The organism is Tabrizicola sp., assembly GCF_051645465.1.
Lineage (GTDB): Bacteria > Pseudomonadota > Alphaproteobacteria > Rhodobacterales > Rhodobacteraceae > Tabrizicola.
The window spans coordinates 1-3,667 of the sequence record NZ_JBOFBI010000108.1 but is presented as its reverse complement, the minus strand read 5'-3'; the positions used below and the strand labels follow the sequence as shown (position 1 = coordinate 3,667).

The following is a 3,667-nucleotide window of genomic DNA, read 5'->3' as shown; positions in this document are numbered from 1 at the left end:
TTGATGATCGACAGGGTGCGTTCGGTGGCCATGGCTCTCTCCAGATGACAAGGCGCGAAGCCGCTGCTCCGCGCCGGAATTGATGCGCGGCCCTGCTAGCACGCGATGGGGGTCTTGAAAAGCGGATTAGACCCCTGTTCTGTGGCGGCGAAGGAGACAGCGATGCAACCGCCGTTCAGCCTTGTCGGCATCGATCATGTCGTGTTCCTCGTCGATGACATGGCGAAGGCGATGGATTTCTACGCCCGTGTCCTGGGGTGCGTGCCGGGCTACAGCTACCCTGCCCTGGGGATGGAGCAGGTCTGGTGCGGGGCCGCGCTGATCGTGCTGTGGGACATTACTCATCCGGGGGCCGCCGGGGCGATTCCGCCGGTCAAAGGCGGGCGCAACGTCGATCACCTCTGCATCGCCACCTCGCCTTTTGCACCTGGTGCGATGCGGGCGCATCTTGCCGCGCATGGCGTGGCGATCGAGCGCGAGGCCACCCACGGCGGCGCGCGCGGCATGGGGCATTCGTTCTACATCCGCGATCCGTTCGGCAATCTGCTTGAGCTGAAAGGCCCCGCCGAATACCCCGACGGGCGCGGCTGAGGCCGGTTGACGGCCCGCCCGACATAGGGCAAGCCCCGCGCCATGCTGAAGATCGAAGACATCACCTATTCCGTCGAAGGCCGCCCTTTGTTCGAGGGCGCCTCCGCGACGATTCCCGCGGGCCACAAGGTGGGCCTCGTCGGCCGCAACGGTGCGGGCAAGACCACGCTTTTCCGCCTGATCCGGGGCGAACTGGCGCTGGAGGGAGGCACGATCACCCTGCCCTCCCGCGCCCGGATCGGCGGCGTGGCGCAGGAGGTGCCGTCGTCGGAAACCTCGCTGCTGGAGACGGTGCTGCAGGCGGACACCGAGCGTACCGCCCTGATGGCCGAAGCCGACACCGCCACCGACCCCCATCGCATCGCCGATATCCAGCACCGTCTGGCCGATATCGACGCCTGGTCGGCGGAGGGTCGCGCCTCGGCCATTCTGAAGGGCCTCGGGTTCGATGCGGCCGAACAGCTGATGCCCTGCTCTGCCTTTTCCGGCGGCTGGCGGATGCGGGTGGCGCTGGCGGGGGTTCTCTTTGCCCAGCCGGACTATCTCCTCCTGGACGAACCGACCAACTATCTGGACCTTGAAGGGGCTTTGTGGCTGGAGGCCTATCTCCAGAAATACCCCCACACGGTCCTGATCATCAGCCACGACCGCGGCCTTCTGAACCGCGCCGTAAGCGGCATCCTGCATCTTGACGACCGCAAGCTCACCTACTGGACCGGCCCCTACGACCAGTTCGCGCGGCAGATGGCCGAACGTCGCGCCGTTCTGCAGGCCGAGGCGAAGAAGCAGGAATTGCGCCGGGCGCATCTGCAGTCTTTCGTGGACCGGTTCAAGGCCAAGGCCTCGAAAGCCGTGCAGGCGCAGAGCCGGGTGAAGATGCTGGAGAAGATGACGCCGATCGTGGCGCCGGAGGATGCCAAGAAGGTGGTCTTCACCTTCCCTGCCCCGGAAGAGCTGTCGCCGCCGATCATCAACATGGAAGGCACCGCCGTCGGTTATGGCGGGCCGCCGGTGTTGCGGAAACTTTCGCTGAGGATTGATCAGGACGACCGGATCGCCCTTCTCGGCCGCAATGGCGAAGGAAAGTCGACGCTGTCGAAGCTGTTGGCGGGGAAACTTCAAGCGTCCGAGGGCCGTGTGGTACGGTCCTCCAAGCTCCGGATCGGCTATTTCGCGCAGCATCAGGTGGATGAGCTGCACATCGACGAGACCCCCCTGCAGCACATCATGCGGCTGCGCCCTGCCGAGGGTCAGGCAAAGCTCCGGGCGCGGCTGGCGGGCTTTGGCCTGATGGCGGATCAGGCGGAGACGGTGGTCGGGCGGCTGTCCGGTGGGCAGAAGGCGCGGCTGTCGCTTTTGCTGGCCACCATCGACGCGCCGCATCTTCTGATCCTCGACGAGCCGACCAACCACCTCGACATGGAAAGCCGCGAGGCCTTGGTCGAGGCGCTGACGGAGTATTCCGGTGCGGTGATCCTGGTGTCCCACGACATGCACCTGCTGGGTCTGGTGGCCGACCGGCTGTGGCTGGTCAAGGGCGGTGCGGTGGTGCCCTATACCGAGGATCTGGAGGCCTACCGCCACCAGCTTCTGGCCGGGGATGAGGAGACGAAGCCCGCCAAGCCGCTGGAAAAGCCGAAGAAGGCCAGCCGCGACGAGGTGTTGTCGCTGAAGGCCGAGGTTCGCAAATGCGAGGAGCGGCTGGCGAAGCTGAACGACATGCGCGACAAGCTGGCGAAGAAGCTGGCCGATCCGGCGCTCTATGAGGCCGGGCGGGTGGGCGAGCTGGAGACCTGGAACAAGAAATACGCCGAGGTGATGGAGGCGCTGGACCGGGCCGAGGCGATGTGGCTCGCCGCCCAGGAAAAGCTGGAGGCAGCGGCTTAGCGGTTCTTCTTCGGCCCGTAGTGCCGCTCGATGTTCTCCCACTTCACCCGGCACCAGCTTTCGTCTTCGGGCCACAGATCGGGTGTTGCAGCCATTGGCAGAACGTCCGGCAAGGCAATTTCAGGCCCTGAAAAGCTCCACCCCCGTCGCTTCGAAGCCGGGAACGTCACAAGGTGAAATATCTCGCGCGGCGTCAATGTCGGTCGGCTTTGCCCGTCGAACTCACCGTTGATGTCCACCGAGTCATAGTCGTAAAGCACGAAGCATTTCCCGTTCGACAGCTGCAGGAAGAAGACGATCATGTCATGCTCCGGCTCGCGCAGGAGCTTTGCGCCCGTGACGGTCAGCACCTCATCGCGGACCAGACCGCGTGCCAGATCTTCCTTGAGCTTCGCCAATCCGTGCGACCGGCTGCCTTCGGCCCGAATTGACCAGCGTATCTGGAGCGCGACCATGGCAAGCCAGATACCCGCCACCACGAGGATCGCGCCATAATAGGTGATGGGATTCGCCTTCCAGGCACCGTTCCCGATGGGGAAACCGATCAGTCGCGCACCGATGGCAAGTGGTACAAGCAGGATAGCGGAGTAGAGGGTCGGCAATACGGTCGCTGCGGCGACAAGCAGCCAGAAGTGCTCACCCCAGCCCGGACGACGGCTCGCGATGACCATCTCCTCGAGCTGAGCTCGTTCCTTCCCGGTCATCTCGCGCATTTTTCCCGCCTTGCCTCGACGCCGCCCGGCCGCAATATCCTCTCCGATCCGTCACGAAACAAGCGCCCTCTGCACTTCTAGGGAAGCTGGATCGCCGCCCCGCAAGTCCCTCTTCCCAAAGTCGCGATTGCCGGGCTACCTTCCATTTCAGAACGGAGCCCCAATGCCCGACACCGCCTTCCTGATCACCGCTTTCGCCACCCTCTTCGTGGTGATCGACCCGCCGGGGCTGGTGCCGCTTTTCATCGCGCTGACGCGGGGGATGGGGCCGGAGAAGCGCAGGGCGATGGCGCTGCGGGCCTGCATCATCGCGTCGTGCCTTCTGCTGCTGTTCGGACTGGCGGGCGAGGCGATCCTGGGGTTCATCGGCATCTCGATGCCCGCGTTCCGGATCGCGGGCGGGATCCTGCTGTTCCTGACCGCTCTCGACATGCTCTTCGAGCGGCGGACCCAGCGGCGGGAGGGGCAGCAGGCGG

Annotated in this window: 4 protein-coding genes; 3 read left to right on the top strand and 1 reads right to left on the bottom strand. The window is 65.0% G+C overall.

What is annotated here, in order from left to right; all coding sequences use genetic code 11:
- Window positions 1-162 precede the first annotated feature (162 nt).
- The gene (locus ACRCSW_RS06810; protein ID WP_438703689.1) at window positions 163-591 is read left to right on the top strand and encodes a VOC family protein; all 429 of its coding nucleotides are present in this window, start codon (window positions 163-165) and stop codon (window positions 589-591) included.
- A gap of 42 nt (window positions 592-633) precedes the next feature.
- Window positions 634-2,478, top strand: coding sequence for an ABC-F family ATP-binding cassette domain-containing protein (locus tag ACRCSW_RS06805; protein ID WP_438703687.1), 1,845 nt, complete (start codon window positions 634-636; stop codon window positions 2,476-2,478).
- Here ACRCSW_RS06805 and ACRCSW_RS06800 read toward each other — a convergent pair.
- Window positions 2,475-3,191, bottom strand: a complete 717-nt coding sequence (locus tag ACRCSW_RS06800) for a hypothetical protein (RefSeq protein ID WP_438703685.1) — start codon at window positions 3,189-3,191, stop codon at window positions 2,475-2,477. The genes ACRCSW_RS06805 and ACRCSW_RS06800 overlap by 4 nt on opposite strands.
- A gap of 163 nt (window positions 3,192-3,354) precedes the next feature.
- Here ACRCSW_RS06800 and ACRCSW_RS06795 point away from each other — a divergent pair.
- Window positions 3,355-3,667, top strand: a 313-nt coding sequence (locus ACRCSW_RS06795) for a MarC family protein (protein ID WP_438703684.1), incomplete at its 3' end; no start/stop codon positions are given.

Excerpts from the sequence above, each read along its gene's own strand:
- ACRCSW_RS06810 (WP_438703689.1), top strand. The coding sequence starts at position 163 with ATGCAACCGCCGTTCAGCCTTGTCGGCATCGATCATGTCGTGTTCCTC.
- ACRCSW_RS06800 (WP_438703685.1), bottom strand. The coding sequence starts at position 3,191 with ATGCGCGAGATGACCGGGAAGGAACGAGCTCAGCTCGAGGAGATGGTC.
- ACRCSW_RS06805 (WP_438703687.1), top strand. The coding sequence starts at position 634 with ATGCTGAAGATCGAAGACATCACCTATTCCGTCGAAGGCCGCCCTTTG.